The organism is Niallia taxi (assembly GCF_032818155.1).
In the GTDB taxonomy this organism is placed as follows: domain Bacteria; phylum Bacillota; class Bacilli; order Bacillales; family Cytobacillaceae; genus Niallia; species Niallia taxi_A.
The window spans coordinates 1,360,473-1,382,886 of the sequence record NZ_CP102589.1 but is presented as its reverse complement, the minus strand read 5'-3'; the positions used below and the strand labels follow the sequence as shown (position 1 = coordinate 1,382,886).

Genomic DNA, 22,414 nt, shown 5'->3' with positions numbered 1-22,414 from the left:
AACGGAACGTCTTTTTTATTTTAATACTGTGATATACTTCGCAGATACATATCCTGTCTTCGAACCATATTTCACTTTATACCATGAGCCTTGCTGTGCAACAATGACAACTGTCTGCTTGTTCTTTAGTCTTGTGATAACCTTTGATGCTGTTGTTGCCTTTTCTCTCATATTAAGCGCTGTTGCTTTAACACTGCCCTTTTTCTCTTTAGCAGGCTTTTGAATCAAAACCTTTTGTTTAATTGTCTTCTTATATCCATCTGAATTTTCAGCTGTCATTTCAGCTGTATACGTGCCATTTGCCACCTTGCTTATATTCCAGTCAAAGTTAAGCACACCGGATTTTACTGCTTTATTTTTTGCCAGTGTCGAAATAATCTTCCCTTTTGAATCTTTAATGGCAATTGTCATTTTTCCAGATTTATTAATTTTCATTGATAGCTTACTACTATTTTTCTTATAATCTGAGCTTGCTTTAAATGCTGTGATAACAGGAGCAGCTGTATCTTTTTTTGCAGGTATAGCGATTTTAACAGGTGCTTCTGTCTCTTTTTTGTCCTGCGAAGGAGTAACAGGTGCTTCTGTGTCCTTTTTGTCCTGTGAAGGTATAACAGATACTTCTGTGTCCTTTTTGTCCTGTGAAGGTGTAACAGGTGCTTCTGTGTCCTTTTTCACAGCTGTATTTTCTTGTGAAGAGCTTGCTATACCACTATATTCCTTCATAAGAGTAGCTTTTGGAAAATAGAATTGCAAAATTTGTTGATAACTTTGTCCAGCATCTGCTCTGTTTCTAGCACCGTACTGGCTAAGACCTACACCGTGACCGTTTCCTCTTCCTTGAATATAGATGATTCCATTTTCTACTTTAGAAACATCCACTAAATAGCTTGGCATTTTGTCAATGCCGACCATTGCTCGAATTCTTGATGCCGCCGTGTCATTAAGCACAAGTGTTTTCTTTTCAACAGCCTTTTCATTTGTCTTCACTAGAAAGTCTATATTCACAGTCCCTTTTGAAACTCTTCCTCCCGAGGATAAAGCAGATACGTTCAGCTCGAGCTTAGAGATTTTTTTAATTTTCACTGTGTTAACATCGTCTATATAGCCTTCATTTTTCAGCCATGTTTTCATATTTTTTAACACTTGATTATTTGCATCTGCTTCCTTCTGAGTAACCCACCATGTACTAGCATCATTTAAATCAAGCGTTTCTGGAAGCTGCTGCTGTTTCAGTTGAATAGCCCAAGGAAATTGATCCTTAGTCGCAGGATTAAAATCAAAGGCATCCTCCACAACTGCAAAATAAGGCAACGCTGTTCCTCCCCAAACACTGCTGTTAACTTCTGTCATACCTCCGTTGCTTGCAGAAAACACAGCATCTATTAGGCTATTATTATATTTAAGAACCATTCCTGCCGTTTCCTGTATGGCGTTATCACTGCGTGGATGAATTCCGATAATCCCGCCATATACTTGTTTCGCAATTGTATCAACCATATTGGCATCATTTTTATGCTTTAACGCATATGTTCTTGCGGCAACTGTTTGTGCTTTAAGTGCCTCCATGCTCCATAGTGCCGGCATTTCTTGAGGAACAACTCCTCTTAAATATGTTTCAACATCTACTTTATTGATTGGACGAATATATATATTATTTGTTTTCGTATCTTTTTCCATTACAAATTGAAAAGAGCCATAATAACCACGGTCATTAATGGCAAGATTTCCATCTGTTTGTGCTGGTGTTGCATTTATACTAGTTTCGTTTTCCATTAAAACCTGTCCACTTTTTGTTGCCAGCTTTAATGTACTGTTAACTATGCTCATTACAGCCTCAGTACCTTTGCTAACCTTAATTTCATTCGTAAGGGTGTAATCTCCATTAAATACAACCGTAATAGAAGATTTATTGCCAAGATAATTGACAAGCTTCACTTCTATTATTGGAAGGGAATCTGCCTTCATTTGCTGAGGAATTGCAGAAAGAATAATTACAAAAATGAGCATAATTGACATTAATTTTTTCATATGTTTCCCCCTAGAAGCAATTCTATCTATCTATAAAATTTGTAATATAACTGTCATACTAATTCATTTTATAGACCAATAGATTTAAATACTAGGTGTAATTAATGGGAAAAAAGCCTTGAAAAAACAAAAAAAAGATGGCTGTTATTAAGCCATCTTTGTCGTTATTTTGTTGATTGTCTTGCTTCAATTCGATGTGGCAATACTACAATTCCGTCTTCCACTGTTTCTTTGTTCATGTATTTTGTCAGCAATCTCATTGCAACAGCTCCGATATCATAAAGAGGCTGTACAATTGTTGTCAACTGTGGTCTTACCATCAAAGTTAGTTTTGTGTTGTCTGAACTGATGATTTCAAAGTCCTCAGGAACTTTAAAGCCTTTATCCTCTGCACTGTGAATGACACCAATTGCCATTTCATCTGAACCAACAAAGATAGCTGTCGGCTTTTCATCTAATTCCATCAGCTTGTCGAAAGATTCCATTCCAGACTCATATGTGTAGTCACCCTCAATAACAAGCTCTTCCTTGAAAGCAATGCCTGAATCTGCCAAGCCTCGCTTATAGCCTTCAAGCTTATGATCGCTGTTAATAGGCTCTTCTAATGATCCAAGTACAAGTGCAATGACTTTATGACCTTTTTCTACAAAAGATGTCACAGCATCATATGTTGCTTGTGCATAATCAATGTTTACAGAAGATATTTTTTTGCTTGATTCAACGCTTGCAGCCAGAACGATCGGTACAGGAGATTTTTCAAATTCCTGAACATGCTCTTCTGTAATGTTACCGCCCATGAATACAATACCATCCACTTGTTTTCCAAGCATTGTATTTAGCAGGTGAAGCTCTTTATCTTTATTTTGATCCGAGTTGCTCAAGATAATGTTATATTTGTACATTGTAGCGATATCTTCAATTCCTCTTGCAAGCTCTGCATAAAAAGTGCTTGAAATATCAGGAATAACAACACCAACAGTTGTTGTCTTTTTGCTTGCCAAACCGCGGGCTACTGCATTAGGTCTGTATCCTAAGCGATCAATTACCTCAAGTACTTTTTTCCTTGTTGCAGGTTTCACATTCGGGTTTCCGTTAACCACACGGGAAACAGTTGCCATGGATACACTGGCTTCCCTTGCGACATCATATATTGTAATATTCATGTTTTACACTCCTTCTAACGTACATTCTCTATATTTATTTTACGGCAAGTAGCTAGAACCTAAACATTTTTGTTTCATTTTAGCTAATCTTGTCTAATTATGTATTTAATCATACGATAACGTTGCAAATGCCGCAATGACAAGCTTTCATTTTTTTTCAAAAAAACCGTTTTTTTTAATTACTTAAGCATCACTCTACGAACAGAGCGTTTTCATTTCTAAATATTCTAACATATTATAATGCAAATTACCCGTAATAACCTGGATACACGATACTACTCTTTTTATGGACATATTTGCTTAATCATATACATAATAGCATTTAAACAAAAAAACAGATGGAATAATTCCATCTGTTTTTTTGTTATGCTCTTACATATGGTGATTCAAGAATTGATTTATAAAACTCATCGAATTGAGGGATATCCATTTGCTGTGCTGAATCTGACAATGCTACAGCAGGATCTGGATGTACCTCTGCCATAACACCGTCTGCTCCAATTGCAAGGGCCGCTTTTGCACAAGGCAGCAGCAAGTCTTTTCTGCCTGTTGAATGCGTTACATCAACAAATACAGGAAGATGTGTTTCTTGTTTTAAAATTGGCACTGCAGAAATGTCTAGGGTATTTCTTGTCGCACGTTCGTATGTGCGGATACCGCGCTCACAAAGTATGATTTGGTCATTACCTTGGGAAATAATATATTCTGCTGCATTAATAAATTCTTCAATTGTTGCTGCTAAGCCTCTTTTTAGCAATATTGGCTTTTTCACACTTCCTGCTGCTTTCAGCAGTTCAAAGTTTTGCATGTTTCTTGCGCCAATCTGAATAACGTCAATGTAGTCCAACGCCTCTTCAATATGCTGCGGGCTAACGATTTCACTGATAACACGAAGATCATATTCATCTGCAACTCGCTTTAAAATTTTTAGCCCTTCCACACCAAGCCCTTGGAAATCGTATGGAGAAGTTCTTGGTTTGAATGCTCCTCCGCGAAGCAATGTTAAACCTTTTGCCTTTACGCTCTCAGCAACCTTAGCAACCTGTTCATATGATTCCACTGAACATGGACCGAAAACAAATTTAGGGACACCATCACCGATTTTTGTGCCTCTAATATCAACAACTGTATCTTCCGGTTTCTTCTTGCGGGAAACAAGAAGTGCTTTACTGTCATCTTCCTGCTGCAGTTGCAAGCCTGCTTTGAAAATTTGCTTGAATAAATGAGCAATTGTTGCATTATCAAACGGCCCATCGTTCTTTGCTAAAATGTTATCAAGCATTTTACGCTCCCTTACCGGGTCATAGCGATGTGCTCCATGCGTAACCTTTGTTTGTGCTATTTTTTGAACAAGATCAGCTCTTTCATTAATCTTTTCTAAGATTTCTAAATTTAACTCGTCAATTCTGTCACGAAGCATTTCTAATTCTTTATTGCTCACTTTCTCCATCATCCCTTCAATCAACAAACCAAACAATTTTCACTTTACCAAAAGCCTGTTTGGTCAATTGTGTATTAGTCTTTATACCAACTTAAAAATATGTTACATTTCTCTTAATTGGGTTAATTATAAAACAACTTTATTCCAATGTCACGAGTTTTCTTTATTAATTAAACGCTTTTAAGCACTAAAGTGTTTTATTCTTTATTTTTATGAAATTTCTAGTAAATCAATACTATTTTTAAACAAAAGAAGGTGTATTTTTTGCAAAATAAAGATAAATTATTTGCATTAGATATTGGTACTCGTTCTGTAGTGGGCATCATTATGGAAGTGCTAGATAATAATTATCATGTTGCAGACATTCTTTCCATTGAGCATAAAGAAAGAGCCATGCTTGATGGACAAATTCATGATGTGCTTGCAGTAGCCAAAATCATTCAAGAAATAAAATCAAAAATGGAAGAAACGCACGGTCCTCTTCGCAAAGTAAGTGTTGCTGCGGCAGGCAGAGCATTAAAAACGGAAAAGGCTGCTTACGCTGTTGAGATAGAGGGCAAGCCGATGATGACAAATCAGGATATTTTACATATGGAGCTTGCTGCCGTACAACAAGCCCAAAGTATTGTAGCGGAGAAAAACAGCCGGGATAACAGTCAATTTTATTACTGTGTTGGCTATTCTGTTCTTCGTTATACACTTGATGAGCAAGAAATGGGAAGCTTAATTGACCAGCAAGGCAGTATTGCTAAAGTTGAAATAATCGCTACTTTTCTGCCAAAGGTTGTTGTTGAATCATTGATTGCCGCATTGCATAGGGCGGACTTGGAAATGGAAGCATTGACACTTGAGCCGATTGCTGCCATCAACGTATTAATTCCTCCATCTATGAGAAGATTGAATGTCGCTCTTGTCGATATTGGAGCAGGCACATCTGATATTGCCATCACAGATCAGGGAACCGTTATTGCATATGGAATGGTACCTGTAGCTGGAGATGAAATTACGGAAGCAATCAGTGACCAATATTTATTAGATTTCCCGCTGGCAGAGGAAGCAAAAAAACAGCTGTCAGAGCTGGAGCAAATAACTGTTACTGATATTCTTGGCTTTTCAACAGAGTTAAGCAGGGCTGAAGTTGTTGAACAAATTTCACCTGCCCTTGATAAGCTGGCAGATGCTATTTGCAGGGAGATTTTATTGTTAAATAACCACCAGTCTCCAAAGGCTGTCATGCTTGTAGGCGGAGGCAGCCAAACACCTGCCCTCCAACAAAAAATCGCAGACATGCTGAACTTGCCTGCAAACCGTGTAGCAATCAGAGGAATTGATGCCATTAGCAATATTACCTTTAAGGACCCTTCCATTAAAGGGCCAGAGCTTGTTACACCAGCAGGAATAGCAATTGCAGCAGAAAAATCTCCTGTGCAGTATAAGACTGTATATGTAAACGAACAGCCTATCAGACTATTTGAGGTCAATAAACTGACAATTGGCGACTGTCTGCTTGCCTCAGGCTTATCCCTTTCCAAATTATATGGCAAGCCAGGGATGGCAAAAATCGTTTCATTAAATGGACAGAAAATAACCATTCCAGGTTCACATGGGGAAGGTCCTGTGATAAAAAGGGACGGCAAAGTCTGCTCATTAGATGATCTTGTCGAAAACGGACAAAGCCTGCAAGTCTTTAAAGGGAAAGATGGAGAGCCAACACAAGTTCAAATAAAAAGCTTAATAGATTTAGACAGTGGAAGAGTTGTCCGTATTAATGGGAAGGAATACACCATCCAGCCTAAATTATTATGTAATGGCAAAGCAGCTTCACATGAAGCCTGGATTGAGGATCGCGATGAAATAAATGTCTTGACTGTCAAAACACTTCAGGAGCTCCTTGAAACGTTGAAATTAAACGACTATTTGGAGGAGCTGCGTCCATATCAAATTAAAATAAACGATAAGGATACAATAATACCTGCTTTTTCTGGAAAGATTTTTCGTAATGGACTTCCTTCTAGATTAACTCACAGCTTTGAAAGCGCCGATGAAATTCTCATCGAAAAAAGATTAATTCCAACAGTGACCGAGCTCGCGGAAAGAAGACAGATGCTATTATACCAAGTCCTTCCTGTCACCTTTAACGGCAAAAAGCTAACACTTACTAAACAGCTTGCCCAGGTGACAAGAAATGGGCATGCATTAAAACTGGATGACAAGGTTCCACCTTATGAAAAAATCCAAATTGAGCAAAAACCATTTGAAGGATTTCTGTTCCAGGATTTATTTGCTTATGTGCAAATTGACATTCCACAGGATAAGCAAGGCAGCTTTGAGCTTTTGAAAAATGGAGAATCTGCAACCTTTTTAACTCCTATTAACAAAGGGGATGAGCTCTCCATTGTATGGAAGGTTCCTGCAAAATAAAAAAGGATGGCATATGGAGAAATCCAATATGCCATCCTTTTTCTTATGCTTTAATGCTTGCTTCTTTAAGGGAATTAACGGTAATCCCACCATGTGATGCATTCCACACCACAGAACGATCAGAAAACAGCAGTGCTTGCGGCGACTCATGTCTTATATTAAATGTTTCCGCGATATAGTTAGAAAGTGGTCGTGCATCTTGAACAGCCAAATAATAAGTATCCACTTCTGAATTTGAATTCGCATATTGCTTGTATTCGTCAAATGCTGCTGCACTTATCGGACATGTCAGGCTATGCTTTACGATGAATGCTGTCTTATTGTTGCTCAAAATTTCTTCAAACTGCTCAACTGTTTCAATCTTTTTCATAATATCCCTCCGGTCTTATCATCAAATAAAAAGGCAGCCCCATATTTGGGGCGTCCTATTATTATTGGTTATATTTGCTTTCTGTTTCATCAAAAGCTTTTTTAGTTTCTTCCAGCTTTCTTTGAATCTCATCGTACTCGTGTTGAAAAGGATCATTTTCAGCTCCAGCGGCAACAGCAGCTTCTGTTTGCTGTTCATCCTTGCCTAAGCCTTTCACCTTGCCCATTAAATCGTTTGAATGCTTGGAAACAGTGCTGCCTAAGCTGCCAGTTTTATCTTTAGCAATGCTGATATATTCTGTCCCTTTGTCCTTCACTGTTCCAGAAAGCTCAATCCCTTTTTCCTTAAGGATACCGGCTTGCTGATTAAGATCCTGAATCAGTTCTTTACCAGGCTTTGGAGCAAGGAATAGGGCTGTTGCAGCTCCAACAATTCCTCCTACAATTGCACCAATTAAAAAGTCTTTTCCACCTGAACTTTCATTTTCAACGACTGTTGTTTCGTATTCTCTTGTCATCATTATCCCTCCTAAAAAGTTTAATGTGCTTTTACTTTAACCTTTATGCCGTTCTCTGCTGCTCTTCTAGCTTTCCATTGATCTCTAATATTAAAGAACATCTTGCTGTACTGAAGCACTTGAGCAATCTTGTCCTGATTGTGCACAAGCTTTTGCTCCACATTTTGATTAATGTTTTGAATAGAATCATTGAATCCTCTTACTGAAGTGCCAATGCCCTTCACTGCATCAACCACACCATTAAGGCTTTCTGATTTTTGCTGAATATCCTCAGCAAGCTCATTTGTTTTATGCAGCAAGATAGTCGTTTCCTTTGTAACCCCATCAAGCTGTCTTTCAAGACCAACTAATGTCTTTGAGACACTATCAAGAGTGATATGTAACGATTTCAATGTTCTGGCAACATACACAACCAAAATAGTGAAAGCAATGGCAATTAATGCAACACTACAATATAAAATGATAATCATTTACAGCTACACCTCCGCTTTTTCATTGTTTTTCCCAATTTGGCTAATGCCTAAACCTTTCTTCTATTATAGTTGGAAAAACATCCAGAAACAAATAAAACAGGTAAATTCATCCTATAACTTTTGTGTCAAAACGCATCGATAGTTTGGTTAATTTTACACAATATTATTTAAGAAAAATATTTTTTGGGGTACAATAAAATGGTTGAGCATACAGACTTTTGTGCTATGCAACAATTTCTACATATGGCGAAGTGTCAAAATCTTTTAAAAATACAGGAGGCATTATATGAAAGACCCACGTATAGAGCTGTTAGCTAAAAATTTAATTAATTATTCGATCAGATTGCAAAAGGGTGAAAAAGTCCTAATTGAAAACTTTGGTTTGCAAAAGGAGCTTGTCAAAGCACTTGTAAAAGAAGCGTATGCTGTAGGCGGATACCCTTTTGTGTCCTTAAAGGATAATGATGTAAACAGAGCATTGCTTTTAGGCGCACAAGAGGAGCAATATGAGATGCTGGCTAGCTTTGAAGCAAATGTGATGAGCCAGATGGATGCTTATATCGGACTTCGTGCAGGAGATAATATTAATGAGCATGCTGATGTGCCTGCAGAAAAAATGAAAATTGAGGGTGCTACTGTCGGTAAGAAAGTTCATCGTGAAATCCGCGTTCCAAAAACTAGATGGGTTGTGCTTCGCTATCCAAGCCCATCAATGGCACAGCTTGCTAAAATGAGCACAGACGGATTTGAGGACTTTTACTTTAATGTATGTAACCTTGATTATGGCAAAATGGATAAAGCGATGGACAATCTCGTTGACTTGATGAATAAAACAGACGAAGTTAAAATCACTGGTCCTGGAACAGATTTAACTTTCTCTATAAAGGATATACCTGCAATAAAATGCTCAGGACAAATGAACATTCCTGATGGAGAAGTATATACAGCTCCCGTGCGCAATTCTGTTAATGGAACACTTACTTATAATACACCATCTCCATATCAAGGCTTTACTTTTGAACAGGTTAAGCTGACATTCAAGGATGGAAAAATTATTGAAGCTACTTCCAATGATACAGAACGCTTGAACGCAATTCTTGATACGGATGAAGGAGCAAGATTTATCGGCGAATTTGCCATTGGTGTAAATCCATATATCCTTCACCCAATGCAGGATATTCTGTTTGATGAAAAAATCGACGGAAGCTTCCACTTCACTCCAGGACAATGCTATGATGATGCATTCAATGACAACCATTCTAATATCCATTGGGATATGGTCAACATTCAAAGACCTGATTACGGCGGAGGAGAAATTTCCTTTGACGGCGTACTAATTAGAAAAGACGGAAGATTTGTGATACCTGAGTTGGAAGCGCTGAATCCTGAAAATCTAAAATAATAGATTAGATAAAAAAAGATGCTGATTTACTCAGCATCTTTTTACTTTATACTAATGATTTTTCATAAGCATCTTGGAACTTCTGAACATCTCCAGCGCCCATAAACAGGATAACTGCCTTTTCATGCGCTTTTAATGCTTCAATACTTTCTTCTGATATGATTTTGCTGCCTGGAACCTTTTCTGCTAAGTCTTCAATGCTCAGCTTGCCATGGTTCTCACGAGCTGAACCGAAAATTTCACATAAGTAAGCAGAATCTGCCAGGTTTAAACTGTCTGCAAATTCATTCAAGAAGGTTTGTGTTCTTGAGAAGGTATGCGGTTGGAAAACTGCCACTACTTCTCTGTCTGGATACTTCTGTCTTGCAGCTTCAATTGTCGCCTTAATCTCTGTTGGATGATGCGCATAGTCATCAATGATTACTTGCTCACCAATGCGCTTCTCAGAGAATCTGCGCTTAACACCCTCAAATGACATAAGTCTTTCCTGCACAATACTTGCATCTAAATCTTCATAATGACTTAGGGCAATGACAGATAATGCATTTAAGATATTATGGTTTCCGAAAGTCGGAATCGAGAATGTATTGTAGTAAGTATTTCTTACATATACTTCAAACGTTGTACCCTCTGTAGTCTTCACAACATTTCTTGCCTGGAAGTCATTTTCATCATCAAAACCATAAAAAACTACAGGCACTTTTGCTTGAATTTTCTGGAGCTGTTCATCATCACCACAAGCAAAGATTCCTTTGTTTACTTGCCAAGCCATTTCTTGGAATGCAGAAAAGACATCATCGACGTTAGCAAAATAATCAGGATGATCAAAATCAATGTTTGTCATGATCGCATAATCAGGGAAGTACGATAAGAAATGTCGTCTGTATTCACATGCTTCAAATGCAAAGTACTCTGCATTCTCTGTTCCTCTTCCTGTTCCATCTCCGATTAAATAGGCTGTCGGCTTTGCACCTTTCATAACATGCGCAAGCAAGCCTGTTGTTGATGTTTTTCCATGTGCACCTGTTACTGCAACGCTTGTGAACTGCTTCATAAAATCGCCTAAAAAACGGTGGTAGCGGACAACTGGAAGACCTAATGCATTAGCTTCCACAACCTCTTCATGCGTATCAGGGAAAGCATTTCCCACAATAATATTCATCCCAGGCTGAATGTTTTCCTTTGAGAAAGGAAGAATTTTAATTCCTGACTGTTCTAAAGCCACCTGTGTAAAAAATCTCTTTTCTACATCCGATCCTTGAACTTGTAAACCCATATCATGCAGGATTTGTGCAAGTGCACTCATCCCTGACCCTTTAATACCTACGAAGTGGTAAATAGTCATATAAAAGAACCTCCAACTATCGTATATCTTTTACACAGTATATGAAATGAACCTATAATTTGCTCATAGCATAAATTTCTCCACTATGGACCCCGTTTAAAGTAATTTTTTCTTCTAAAGATCTTTTAGAAGAGGAAAATATCCAAACGGGGTAGATTTAACTTTTTTTTCCTTTTTTTACTCGCATTTATTCATTATACCATCTTTTAATAAGAAAAACTATGTATCAATCATATTCCCTATGGAAAGGAATTATATTAGTGATACATGCAGTTTCCCAAAAATTAATGTTGCTCTGTGTCATGGAGCTGTAAAAACTCCACTTCTGTTATAAGTACATCCCTAGGCTTTGTGCCTTTTGCCTCTGAAATATACCCCTGCTTTTCCATCATGTCAATTAGTCGTGCTGCTCGATTATAGCCGATTTTAAAGTTTCTTTGAAGACTGGATGTAGATGCGCCGCCTTGTTCAATGATAAATTCGCACGCTTCATAGAAAAGCTCATCTTCATCTTCTGACATTTGCACCTTTTTCAATAGCTCTTCTTGTTCAAATAAATAATCTGGCTTTCTCTCTCTTCTTGCATGTGCAACGACTTGGTCAATTTCTTCATCTGAAACAAATGTTCCTTGTAAACGAACTGGCTTTGATGTCCCATTCTCTAAGAAGAGCATATCTCCCTTTCCAAGGAGTTTTTCTGCTCCACTTATATCAATAACTGTTCTTGAGTCAATTTGAGATGATACAGAAAATGCTATCCGTGTCGGTACATTTGCTTTTATAAGCCCTGTAATAACGTCTACAGACGGTCTCTGTGTGGCAATAAGCAAATGGATGCCGCAAGCTCTTGCCTTTTGTGCAATCCTGCTGATGGCTTCCTCTACATCTGCAGGGGCCATCATCATTAAATCGGCAAGCTCATCAATAATGATAACAATATACGGCAGCTTTTGTGCGTATTGTTGGTTTTGTTCAGCAAGCTGATTAAATTTCGTTATATCCCTTACACCTGCATGTGCAAGCAGCTCATAACGCCGCTCCATCTCCTCAACAGCCCATTTTAATGCAGCTGTTGCTGTTTTCACATCTGTAATAACAGGACTAGCCAAATGAGGAATATAATTATATGGCGCAAGCTCTACCATTTTTGGATCAATGAGTAACAGCTTCAAGTCTTCTGGCTTTGCCTTATAAAGAAGACTTACAAGCATCGTATTGATACAAACACTTTTACCAGAGCCTGTTGCTCCTGCAATTAGCCCATGCGGCATTTTACGCAAATCAGTGACAATCGGCTTGCCGGAAATATCAAGTCCTAAAGCAACCGTCAATGGTGAAGCAGATTCTTTAAATTCTTCACTATTAAGGATTTCACTCAGCAAAACAGGTCTGCTCGTACGATTAGGAACCTCGATTCCGATTGTATGCTTCCCAGGAATAGGCGCCTCAATCCGAATGTCTTTAGCAGCTAGGCTCAATTTCAAATCATCTGATAGATTAGTGATTTTGCTGACCTTAACACCAGGCTCAGGCTGTACTTCATACCTTGTAACAGATGGTCCTTGAGTAACATTCACCACTTTTGCATGTACATTGAAGTTTTTAAAAGTATGGTTCAAAAGCTCCGTCTGTTCTTCTATCCAGCCATCATGCTCTGTATTATAGATCGGCGGGCTCAAAAGTTCATCCTCAGGGAAAACATAATACGGCAGCTCGTCGACAACTGGCTCTGACAACACTGCCTGTTCCTCTTGTACTCGAACTACTGGCTCTGACAACACTACCTGTTCCTCTTGTACTTGAACAACTGGCTCTGACGCTGCTGCCTGTTCCTCTTGCACTTGAACTACTGGCTCTGACAACACTGCCTGTTCCTCTTGTACTCGGACAACTGGCTCTGACACGGCTACTTGTTCCTCCTGCACTCGGACAACTGCCTCTGACACTGCTGCCTGTTCCTCTTGCACTTGAACAACTGGCTCTGACACCGCTGCCTGTTCCTCTTGCACTCGAACAACTGGCTCTGACACGGCTGCCTGTTCCTCTTGCACTTGAACAACTGGCTCTGACAACACTGCTTGTTCCTCTTGTACTCGAACAATTGGCTCTGACGCCGCTGCCTGTTCCTCTTGCACTCGGACAACTGGCTCTGACACCGCTGCCTGTTCCTCTTGTACTCGAACAATTGGCTCTGACACGGCTGCCTGTTCCTCTTGTACTCGGTAGACTGCTTCAGACGCTGCTGCACTTTCAGTTATTGATTGAGTAGCTTGCTCTCGCTTCTTTATTTGCTGTTCTTTTCTTTTTGTTTCAAGGGATTTCCTATCAGTATTTAACATTAACACATTAAAAGGTAAAGCTCTTTTCTTTACAGGAGCATTCTGTGGTTCCTTAATTTCTTCCACATCTTTTTGTTCCTGTTTTGCAACGGTCGTGGCTACTGCCGTTACTTCTGTTTTTTCAATAGAAGGTTGCTCTTCTGTCCATTCAGATGATACAACCGAATGGTTTGACTGCTCCACTTCCATTTGTATATTTTCATTTACAGCAAAATCTAACTTCTCTTCTATACTATTTGCTGTTTCTTCCATTTTAAGCATTACTGCCGACTCTTCGATAACTGGAAGCTCTTCAAATTGCAAGCTGCTCTCTGCTTTAGTTGAATAACGCTCCTCCAGCTCCACAACTTCTGCTGGCTCAACATGCAGCTTCTCTTCCTGTGGCAGCATCACATCTACTTTCGCTGAGGTCTTTTCCTCTTCTTGAAGAAGTGGTTCTTCCTCCAGCTCCACAACCTCTGCTGGCTCAATATGCAGCTTCTCTTCCTGTGGCAGCATCACATCTACTTTCGCTGAGGTCTTTTCCTCCTCTTGAAGAAGTGGTTCTTCCTCCAGCTCCACAACCTCTGCTGGCTCAACATACAGCTTCTCTTCCTGTGGCAGAATCACATCTACTTTCGCTGAGGTTTGTTCCTCTTCTTGAAGACGTGGTTCTTCCTCCAGCTCCACAACCTCTGCTGGCTCAACATACAGCTTCTCTTCCTGTGGCAGAATCACATCTACTTTCGCTGAGGTCTTTTCCTCCTCTTGAAGAAGTGGTTCCTCCTCCAGCTCATAAACGACTGTCGACGCAGCGTACATTAAATCTTCTGCCTCTTGTGGCTGTGTTTTTTCTTCTACTACTAAGCTAACAATTGGTTCATGTTGAATTAGAGAATTCAACTCTTCCGTTTCTTCCATTATGAACGCCGGCTGCAGTTCTTCCTCACTTGAATATACTGCCGGAATGGAATTTTGGACTGTTGCTTTGTTTAGTACTGAAGCTTCTGTATTTAAGGCTATTTCTTTAGGGATTTGCTCTATATCCCTTGCATTTGAAATATTGGACTCCATTTTGGTTTCTGCGGTACCGCTTTGTTCAGAGAACTTGCTTTCTTTTGACTCTTCCTTCTGCAACTCTGCTCTTAAAGCGGCTTGTTCTGCTGCTTCTTTTCTTCTCATGACAGAAGTAAGGAAATCACTGCTGTCAATTTTTTTTGTGCGCACTACTTCCTCTTTTGGTTTTTCATCGACTTTCGGCCTATTATTATATCCATAAATAGGAGACGGGATTTCTGTCGGTTTAAAAGGCATTTTTGACTGGTAGCTCTTCGGATTTGGAGTGCTTTCTTCAGGTAGTTCCCGCGGCTTCAGCCTGCTATGTATGGCTTGAGAGCTTGTTCTTCTGTTGTTAGAAATCTCCTGCCTGTTTGGATGCCTTCTGTCTGATTGAACCTCCTGCATGCCTTTATTTACTGACACATTCTGTCTTCTTTCATTCTGACGCTCTTGTCTGCCTGAATTAGTTGGCGCGTGTTGATTACTGTTTAGAGACTGCTCTTGCCTCCCAGTATAGGTAACCGCATTTTGCCTTTTTTCAACAGTATGTTCTTGTTGTTCTGTATAGCCCTGTCCACTTTGCCTTCCTGCTTGAGCAGGCTCTTGTCTTTCCGATGCTTGAGCATTCTGCCGTCGTTCTGCTTGATGGTCCTGTCTGCTTTGTCTGCCAGGAATGCCTATTTCTTCGTCCGAAATGACGGGAAAACGAAATTTTCCTTTAGGATATTTGTAAATGATTTTTGAATCTTCTTCTTTTTTCCACTCATTATTCCACTCGTTTCGAATAAGTGGATCTTCTTGTTTTTCTGCAGCTTCAAATGGCTCCATCTCTTCGTGGTCCTCTTTAATAAACTGCTTTATTACTTTTTTGAACCAACTCACTGTAAATCACTCTTTCCATCTTTCTCTCTATTATTTTAACAGTTTATTGATAAAATCGAGATAAAAATCGATATATTCCCTGTACTATTCTATTATATTTTACTATTTTTCAATTGCAAGGAGGCAAAACTTGCTAAAAAAGCTAACATTCCCCAATATACTACCATACGAAAAAGGGCAGACGCAGAATCAGCAGGACCATTTGTCTATACTGATTCTCGTACACTACCCTTATTTTAAATAACGAATATTACATCCTGTTTTCATTCAGACAATAATCTCGATTCAAACATATTAAGTTTTGCAAACAAGTAAGAAGAATTTACTGCTCTTTTTTCTTGTTTTTCCCTAAAATAAACACAGGCTCTAGACTTCCATCTTCATAAAGGAAGGACAGTGCTGTAATTGGAACCCTGCCGCTCGCAAAGAAGCTCATCGTCATTTGCGCCAATATGTCATAGCCTGTCTCATTTTCTATATCAGCAATAATTAACACATCTTGATGCGGTACAGCAACAGCCATTGTTCCCTTAACCGTCTCACTCATTTCCTTCAGGAAGGAATCGTTAAGAATACGGCTTGCATCATATCCGTCATTCGTATTCAAGAAATAAAATGTGTTGCCTGCAACCTGATCTGTTTTAAGACTCGTCTGTAAAGAACGTGCATTAAAGAGAGCCACTTCCTTAATTCGGCTGTGCTTCCAGTTTTCCTTTTGCATGATTTTTTCATCTATGAGACGGTAAGTGTTGCCCATATCTAATGCATAATAAATTCTTGTTTCTGCTGTATGCTCATCCACTACAAATGGTATTTCTTCATTAGTTTGCAACGGAAATGAGGTAGAGCGAATAACAGGATAAATATTTTTTTCCTTCCCTTCAAGGGCTGGATCTTCTACCAATGCAGTTAAGCCATTTTCAATATAATAAACGACTTCATCTACAGCTTTTTCCTTTTCTTGCTCCCATTTCGCGATAATTCCCGGTAAAGAAATTGTCACCCCTTTGCCAGTATCCTTGCTCTCTATACGAAGTTGATCCTTTTTAGAATCAAACGTAAACACTCTTCCTTCTGCTTTAAGCCTGTCTTGTAAGAGGTTCTTCATTTTTTTGCTGTCCATCTTCATTAACGCTGTTTCCCCCTTTTAGAGTGGGTAATAATAATTGCTTTTCCTATTATAATAGTAGTTGACTGTCTTTTCAAAGAATCTGGAATTCTGCATACAAAAAAAAGCAGCGTTCAACAGAGAGACGCTGCTTCATGCATTTTCTTCTTCAATCACAATGATTCAATAAAGCTCTCGATTTCTTCTTGTGTTTTACGGTCTTTGCTGACAAAGCGGCCAAGTTCCTTACCATCTCCAAAGGCAACAAAGCTTGGAATACCAAACACATCTAATTCAATGCATGTATCAATGAATTTATCTCGATCAATGTGGATAAAAGTATACTCGCTGTATTTCTGTTCTACGTCTGGCATAAACGGCTCAATAAACCGGCAATCTCCGCACCAGTTAGCAGAAAATAAAAACACATGCTTATTACTGCTATTTTTTAACTCGTTAAACTCCTCTTGTGACTGTAAATCTCTCATTGTTAAATCCCCCAATCGCTTACATTTATTATTCGATACTAACAAAATATCTGCAGTTTCACTAATATTATGCTCGCTTCTTATTATTGACTTGTCTTTAATTCATATTCATATTGGCCAACTAACGACTCCATGACATGTGCGAACATTTTTCGCCTAGTTATTTTGCCATTTGTGAAAACGCCTATTGCTCCTTCATTATGACGGACATTCTTTTTGTTTGCATAGCGATCCATAACAGGACCTAGCTCTTCTCCTGTAAGCAGCGCATCAGCCACATCTGCAGGTAAAGGAATGCTAGCGCCTCCGCCAATATATGTACGGCCACACCTAAGAACAAGAGCTCCCCAGTTACAAATAAGCAGGCCATGCTCCGTTTGCTTTACGCCGCCTTCAAGACCGATACCGATATCTCCTTTTCCTGCAGCTAAAGCATTTTTGGCGCGGTTAATTGCACCTGTTATCGTTTCTTCATCAGAAAATGGCTGAGCACTTACACCTGATGAAACATCAAGCTCCAAAAATTCCACATCCGGCATTGAGCTGAAGCCTTCCTTAACCGCTCCTCCCTTTGCCGGATTTTTTGTTCCAATACATATAATCATGTTAGACTCTCCTATCCTGCTTCCCTTTTCTTCATTTTCCAATGGAAAAAGAGACAGTTAAAGCTGTCTCTTTGGTTATCTATTACACATTTGCTTTAATGGAATCGACCATCGTTTTATCTGTTGCTTTCACAAGCTTCACAACAAGCTCTTTTGCTGCTGCATAGTCATCTACATGGATGATAGAAGCGCTTGTATGAATATATCTGGAGCAAATACCGATTACAGCACTTGGCACACCCTCGTTTGAAGTATGCACTCGCCCTGCATCTGTTCCGCCTGGTGAGATGAAGTACTGATAAGCAATATTATTGCTCTCCGCTGTATCAAGGATAAATTCTCTCATTCCTCTATGTGTCACCATTGTACGATCATATATACGAAGCAAAGCACCTTTTCCTAATTGGCCAAATTGATTTTTGTCACCAGAAGTATCATTAGCAGGGCTTGCGTCCAATGCATAAAATATGTCAGGCTTAATCATATTGGCTGCCGTTTGTGCTCCGCGCAGTCCAACCTCTTCTTGTACTGTCGCACCAGAATATAAGGTATTAGGCAGCTGTTCCCCTTGAAGCTCCTTCAGCAGCTCAATAGCAAGCCCACATCCATAGCGGTTGTCCCACGCCTTCGCCATAATCTTCTTTTTATTTGCCATTGGGGTAAATGGGCAAATCGGAACAATTGGCTGTCCTGGCTTGATACCGATTGACACAGCATCTGCTTTATCATCAGCGCCAATATCAATAAGCATGTTTTTGATATCCATCGGTTTGCTGCGTTGTGCGTCATCAAGTAAATGTGGAGGAATTGATGCGATTACCCCGATTATCGGACCATTATCTGTCATCACTTGCACTCGTTGGGCAAGCAGTACTTGACTCCACCAGCCTCCAATTGGCTGAAAACGAATCATCCCATTTTCTGTAATAGAAGTTACCATAAAACCAACTTCGTCCATATGTCCGGCAACCATTACCTTTGGCCCTTCTCCTGTACCCTTTTTCACACCAAAGATACTGCCAAGATTGTCTTGAACTATTTCATCACTGTATTTTTCAAGCTCTGTGCGCATAAAATTTCTTACTTCATGCTCATTTCCTGCAATACCTCGTAATTCTGTCAATGTACGGAATAAATCCATTGTTTGCTCGTTCATTGTAATGCTCCTCTTTTTTTAAAAATTATGTATTTATTTATTTTATCGAAATATTAATATTATCGCTACCAATATGAATAACAATTGCAATATTCCTCTTTATTGTTCAATCGTGAAATTATTGCGTTTTTTTGTTTTATTTCACTTATCTCTGCTATTTTGGCTATAATAATAAACAGATTAGAAAGGAGCAAAGATATGAACTGGAAAACGTTATTGGCAGGAGCGGCAGTAGGTTTTGCAACAAGCTATGCAACAAAGGAAATAATTTCAAGAAACTATTCCATCTCCAGTGACCGTGTTCTTAAATTGGTTAAAGCTGCATTTAAAGAGCAAGGACCAATTACGGGCAGCTGGATTAATATGCAAAAGGAACCATATGAAACAGCAAATTCCACACACCTGATTTACCGCGGGGGCATCACAAGACTGAATGAGGGAATAAATCAATCCTACGAATTTCTGGCAGATAGCAAGACAGGAAATCTGCTCGATATTTATGAAATCTAATTATACATAGTCCATTGCTAAAGACACTAGCAATGGATATTTTAATCCCGTTTCACTGCTTCCTTTATTTCGCCTTTATCGTTCCATTTTACACCTCGATAGACTGCATCATGATAAAATGTGAACCAAGCATCGTTTTCAATCCCCCAGTTAATCCATTTCTGTTTTTCTTCAATAGACGTAATTGGGTAATCATCGTATGCTGTCACCCATAGCACATTTTGATGTGCATGAGTTGGTAGTAAATCTGCCAGATGAATAGCAATATCTCCCCCATCTTCTATGATAAGAATAGAGTGTCCGTCACTATGTCCTCCCGTGTGAACAAGCTTAATTGGACCCATACTCCACTTTTGTTCGAAGGTTTTCACTTGGCTTTCAATCGGTCTCCAGTTTTGTTCCCAATATGTATTGCGCGAGCGTATATTCGGATTCTTCATTTCTGTCCATTCTTGATTTGACGTAATTATTTCTGCATTTGGAAAGATAGATACAAGCTCGCCATCTTCTAGCTTTGACAGTCCGCTAGCATGATCGAAATGCATATGTGTCATCAGCACATAATCAATATCCTGGGGAGAAACTCCGAGTGTGCGTAGATTTTCTTCTAGTGAGGATTCTTCATCCACGCCATAATTACGCTTTTGCTTCTCAGTCAATTTGCCATTTCCAATTCCTGCATCAACAAGAATTCGCTTTCCAGCATATTCAAAAAATATCGGGTCACTTGGCAGATTTACTTGGTTTAATTCATTGGACTCATATTTTTTTGACCATAACGGCTTTGGCACCACCCCAAATATGGCCCCTCCATCCATTTTAGTATTGCCGCCATTTAACCATGTCAACGTAATTTCCCCTATTTTTAAACTGTTCATGCAAACATACCTCCTAAGAATTGTCGTTAATTAAAATTATATTCGATTTTATTAAGAAGTATAAGAATAAGCATCAAAAAAAGAGACTTGCTCTTGGCATAGTCTCTTTTATTTCATGATTTAAATTGTGTTTCACTGCGGAAAATTCTGCTGCCGCGTGAGGAAAACTTCTCTTCATACTCTGTCATAATATTTCCTTCATAATCACTATTATGAAGGTCAAGGCTGACAAATTTCAACAGCATTCCGTACTCAGAAAAGCTTCGCAGCGAGTATTCAAACAAGCCTTGATTATCTGTTTTGAAGTGGATTTCACCATTTGGGATAAGCACTTCCTCATAGGACTTTAGGAAGGTCTTAAACGTAAGCCTTCTCTTTTCATGTCTTGTTTTCGGCCATGGATCAGAAAAATTCAAATAGACGCGCTCTACTTCCCCTTTTAGGAAATAGTCAGTCAGCTTGGATGCATCCAAATTCATTAGCTTTAAATTTGGAACTTCTGCTTCAATTACCCTGTCTAATGCAGCAACAATAACACTTTCTTGCAATTCAATTCCGATATAGTTAATATGCGGATTTGCTTTCGCCATTTCTGTAATAAATCTGCCTTTACCTGTACCTACTTCTATATGAATGGGTCCTTTACCGCTGAATGCTTGATCCCATTTTCCTTTCCACTCTTCAGGATGCTGGACAGCATATTGGGGATATGCCAGCAGCTTGTCCTTCGCCCATGGTTTATGTCTTAATCGCATTGGTGACACTCCTTCTTTACATATATCCTTTACATATATCCATCAAACAATAACATTCTTAAGGCTATCATGCAATACTCTTTTCTTTTTGCAAACTTGCCCCAATTATGACAAATTAGACAGGGTAATTTTTCAAATGCAAATAAAGTATAAAGAAAAAAAAGAATTCACAACCTATTAGTGAATTCCTTTACTGGTATTTGACCCAGAGATCTTATTTTAAAGAAACCTAAAAGAAAGGGTGCAACTAGATGCCACTTACACATGAACACCAATTAGGTTTATTAAAGGACATTTTAAGCAACCATCAAGAAGACTGCTGTGGTTCTGTGTCTGAATGTGAACAACTTGAACGTCTTGTGACTTCCTTAAAGGTCAACGGCAATATTGACCAAAATATTCTTCCTATTCTGGAAGAAATAAGCCAGTACAGCCAGAGAGGGATTCACACAAGCAATTTAAACAATCACATTGAGTCCTCTCAAGAGCAGCTTTCCCAATGGGTTGACGGCATTAATGGCTTTTCAGGCTAAAATATTAATCCAAGTCATTTAGGAATTGTATCCACTTTTCCATCTCATGATAACGGGATTTCTTTTTATACCATTGGATAGAATTAAGGGTTTGGGCAACCACATACCATTTCATGCGAAGCATGAGGCTGTCTGTCAGTTCAAACCCATACTTTTCAAGCCATTCTGTCCATTCTGATTTTGGGATATACCAGTGAAGAAGCATTCCTAAATCGATTGCTGGATCTGCAATCATTGCTCCATCCCAATCGATTAAATACAACTGGTTGTCTTCTGAAAGCAGCCAGTTGTTATGATTAACATCACAGTGACACACAACTTCTTCTTCGCTATTTATAAATGGAATATTTTCTTCTAAAAAGGCAATAGACTTCGTAATTGTTTCGTTACTAGTCAGCTCTTCATCCAATTCTGCTTTAATGACTGCAAGAATCATATTCGGCATCAGTGTTGTTTTTCCAAGCCTTTTCAGCATTTCCAATAATGGTTTAGATGTATGAATCTTTTTCAGCAGCATAACAACCCTGTCATCTGTCATATCAGATTGGCTGAACTCCCTGCCGATAAGCCACTGCTGTGCAGTGAATACATCCCCATTCTCAAATCTTTTTGTCCAAACAAGTTTTGGGACAATTCCTTCTGCAGACAAAACGGCTAAAAACGGAGAAGAGTTTCTCTTCAAGAATAGCTTCTGGCCATTGTTTTGAGCGAAAAAAGCTTCTCCTGTTTCCCCGCCTGCAGGGGTTATTTCCCAATCTTGTCCTAATAAATGTTCCAACATTGTTCACCTACTATATATATTGCTCCATGATTTTAGGATGAGTCATTCTTGTTTGAACCTTTTGTATCCCTATTTTTTGTAGGAAGAACAAACAGATTGATTCGTTCTAACTAATAGTATTTCTTTATTCTTAGCGTTTTTACGCGATAAATGGAATATTAATCATCATATAAATTGCCAT

Annotated in this window: 19 protein-coding genes; 4 read left to right on the top strand and 15 right to left on the bottom strand. The window is 38.9% G+C overall.

The genetic code is table 11. The annotated features are described in order from the left end of the window. Positions 1–15 precede the first annotated feature (15 nt). From NQZ71_RS06775 to NQZ71_RS06765, 3 genes are all read right to left on the bottom strand, one after another. A complete protein-coding gene (locus tag NQZ71_RS06775) occupies positions 16–2,028 on the bottom strand; it encodes a SpoIID/LytB domain-containing protein (protein WP_317011554.1) in 2,013 nt (670 codons plus the stop codon). 164 nt (positions 2,029–2,192) lie between these two features. Next, the gene (ccpA, locus tag NQZ71_RS06770; protein WP_144458217.1) at positions 2,193–3,191 is read right to left on the bottom strand and encodes a catabolite control protein A; all 999 of its coding nucleotides are present in this window, start codon (positions 3,189–3,191) and stop codon (positions 2,193–2,195) included. Positions 3,192–3,555: 364 nt separating this feature from the next. Beyond that, entirely contained in the window at positions 3,556–4,632 is a 1,077-nt protein-coding gene (locus NQZ71_RS06765; RefSeq protein WP_144458219.1) for a bifunctional 3-deoxy-7-phosphoheptulonate synthase/chorismate mutase, read from the bottom strand. A 264-nt stretch (positions 4,633–4,896) separates the two neighbouring features. Here NQZ71_RS06765 and NQZ71_RS06760 point away from each other — a divergent pair, with 264 nt between their 5' ends. Further along, on the top strand, positions 4,897–7,053 hold the full coding sequence (locus tag NQZ71_RS06760) for a pilus assembly protein PilM (RefSeq protein WP_317011553.1): 2,157 nt from the start codon (positions 4,897–4,899) through the stop codon (positions 7,051–7,053). A 43-nt stretch (positions 7,054–7,096) separates the two neighbouring features. Here the strand turns inward: NQZ71_RS06760 and ytxJ are convergent, their stop codons facing one another. The 3 genes from ytxJ to NQZ71_RS06745 form a co-directional block, all read right to left on the bottom strand. Further along, entirely contained in the window at positions 7,097–7,423 is a 327-nt protein-coding gene (ytxJ, locus tag NQZ71_RS06755) for a bacillithiol system redox-active protein YtxJ (RefSeq protein ID WP_317011552.1), read from the bottom strand. 61 nt (positions 7,424–7,484) lie between these two features. Next, positions 7,485–7,943, bottom strand: coding sequence for a YtxH domain-containing protein (locus NQZ71_RS06750; RefSeq protein ID WP_260055568.1), 459 nt, complete (start codon positions 7,941–7,943; stop codon positions 7,485–7,487). A gap of 17 nt (positions 7,944–7,960) precedes the next feature. Next, a complete protein-coding gene (locus tag NQZ71_RS06745; RefSeq protein ID WP_127736959.1) occupies positions 7,961–8,410 on the bottom strand; it encodes a DUF948 domain-containing protein in 450 nt (149 codons plus the stop codon). A 289-nt stretch (positions 8,411–8,699) separates the two neighbouring features. Here NQZ71_RS06745 and NQZ71_RS06740 point away from each other — a divergent pair, with 289 nt between their 5' ends. Then, positions 8,700–9,815: an aminopeptidase gene (locus tag NQZ71_RS06740; RefSeq protein ID WP_182102136.1), complete on the top strand. Its 1,116-nt coding sequence runs from the start codon at positions 8,700–8,702 to the stop codon at positions 9,813–9,815. 46 nt (positions 9,816–9,861) lie between these two features. Here the strand turns inward: NQZ71_RS06740 and murC are convergent, their stop codons facing one another. The 6 genes from murC to NQZ71_RS06710 form a co-directional block, all read right to left on the bottom strand. Further along, the gene (gene murC / locus NQZ71_RS06735; protein WP_127736953.1) at positions 9,862–11,160 is read right to left on the bottom strand and encodes a UDP-N-acetylmuramate--L-alanine ligase; all 1,299 of its coding nucleotides are present in this window, start codon (positions 11,158–11,160) and stop codon (positions 9,862–9,864) included. A gap of 284 nt (positions 11,161–11,444) precedes the next feature. After that, the gene (locus NQZ71_RS06730) at positions 11,445–15,419 is read right to left on the bottom strand and encodes a DNA translocase FtsK (protein ID WP_317011550.1); all 3,975 of its coding nucleotides are present in this window, start codon (positions 15,417–15,419) and stop codon (positions 11,445–11,447) included. Between the two features lie 322 nt (positions 15,420–15,741). After that, the gene (locus tag NQZ71_RS06725; protein ID WP_144458305.1) at positions 15,742–16,542 is read right to left on the bottom strand and encodes a DUF1444 domain-containing protein; all 801 of its coding nucleotides are present in this window, start codon (positions 16,540–16,542) and stop codon (positions 15,742–15,744) included. Positions 16,543–16,700: 158 nt separating this feature from the next. Continuing rightward, complete coding sequence (locus tag NQZ71_RS06720; RefSeq protein WP_144458227.1) at positions 16,701–17,015, bottom strand: thioredoxin family protein; 315 nt, start codon at positions 17,013–17,015, stop codon at positions 16,701–16,703. A gap of 83 nt (positions 17,016–17,098) precedes the next feature. Further along, positions 17,099–17,620 carry a DUF84 family protein gene (locus tag NQZ71_RS06715; RefSeq protein ID WP_317011549.1) on the bottom strand — a complete coding sequence of 174 codons (522 nt, stop codon included), beginning with the start codon at positions 17,618–17,620 and terminating at the stop codon, positions 17,099–17,101. An 82-nt stretch (positions 17,621–17,702) separates the two neighbouring features. Then, the gene (locus NQZ71_RS06710; protein ID WP_144458231.1) at positions 17,703–18,776 is read right to left on the bottom strand and encodes a M42 family metallopeptidase; all 1,074 of its coding nucleotides are present in this window, start codon (positions 18,774–18,776) and stop codon (positions 17,703–17,705) included. 198 nt (positions 18,777–18,974) lie between these two features. Between NQZ71_RS06710 and NQZ71_RS06705 the strand changes: the two genes are divergently transcribed. Next, a complete protein-coding gene (locus NQZ71_RS06705; RefSeq protein WP_144458233.1) occupies positions 18,975–19,286 on the top strand; it encodes a PepSY domain-containing protein in 312 nt (103 codons plus the stop codon). Between the two features lie 41 nt (positions 19,287–19,327). Here NQZ71_RS06705 and NQZ71_RS06700 read toward each other — a convergent pair whose 3' ends face one another. Together NQZ71_RS06700 and trmB are read right to left on the bottom strand one after the other, a co-directional pair. Then, positions 19,328–20,164 (bottom strand): YtnP family quorum-quenching lactonase, encoded by an 837-nt coding sequence (locus tag NQZ71_RS06700; RefSeq protein WP_317011548.1) that lies wholly within the window; start codon positions 20,162–20,164, stop codon positions 19,328–19,330. A 113-nt stretch (positions 20,165–20,277) separates the two neighbouring features. Continuing rightward, positions 20,278–20,919, bottom strand: coding sequence for a tRNA (guanosine(46)-N7)-methyltransferase TrmB (gene trmB, locus NQZ71_RS06695; RefSeq protein WP_127736935.1), 642 nt, complete (start codon positions 20,917–20,919; stop codon positions 20,278–20,280). A 251-nt stretch (positions 20,920–21,170) separates the two neighbouring features. Here trmB and NQZ71_RS06690 point away from each other — a divergent pair, with 251 nt between their 5' ends. Next, positions 21,171–21,452 carry a YtzH-like family protein gene (locus tag NQZ71_RS06690; RefSeq protein ID WP_144458237.1) on the top strand — a complete coding sequence of 94 codons (282 nt, stop codon included), beginning with the start codon at positions 21,171–21,173 and terminating at the stop codon, positions 21,450–21,452. Positions 21,453–21,456: 4 nt separating this feature from the next. On the opposite strand, the gene NQZ71_RS06685 is transcribed toward NQZ71_RS06690, so the two are convergent. Further along, complete coding sequence (locus NQZ71_RS06685) at positions 21,457–22,230, bottom strand: phosphotransferase family protein (RefSeq protein WP_144458307.1); 774 nt, start codon at positions 22,228–22,230, stop codon at positions 21,457–21,459. Positions 22,231–22,414: the final 184 nt, after the last annotated feature.